General features: G+C 48.8%; 1 rRNA gene. It reads left to right on the top strand.

The features are described from left to right. Nucleotides 1–146: 146 nt before the first annotated feature. Nucleotides 147–523, top strand: a 23S ribosomal RNA gene (locus tag ET34_RS0116925); the annotation flags it as partial.

A 523-nucleotide genomic window follows, 5' to 3' on the forward strand; every position in this document is an offset into this window, starting at 1 on the left:
TGCTCTTTAACAATCCGGAACAAGCTGAAAATTGAAACGACACACTGTTTCTGTTCTCCGTAAACAAGAACAGAAAAAGGTGTGTTCGAGTCTCTCAAATACTTACAGCACGACGATGAATCTCAGGAAACATCTTCGGGTTGTGAGGTTAAGCGACTAAGCGTACACGGTGGATGCCCTGGCAGTCAGAGGCGATGAAGGACGTGCTAATCTGCGAAAAGCGTCGGTAAGGTGATATGAACCGTTATAACCGACGATGTCCGAATGGGGAAACCCAGTGCAATTCGTTGCACTATCATGTCATGAATACATAGTGACATGAGGCGAACCGGGGGAACTGAAACATCTAAGTACCCCGAGGAAAAGAAATCAACCGAGATTCCCCCAGTAGCGGCGAGCGAACGGGGAGCAGCCCAGAGCCTGAATCAGTTTGTGTGTTAGTGGAAGCGTCTGGAAAGTCGCAGGGTACAGGGTGATACTCCCGTACACAAAAACACACTTGCTGTGAGCTCGATGAGTAGGG

The sequence above is a fragment of the Siccibacter colletis genome (assembly GCF_000696575.1).
Classification (GTDB): Bacteria; Pseudomonadota; Gammaproteobacteria; order Enterobacterales; family Enterobacteriaceae; genus Siccibacter; species Siccibacter colletis.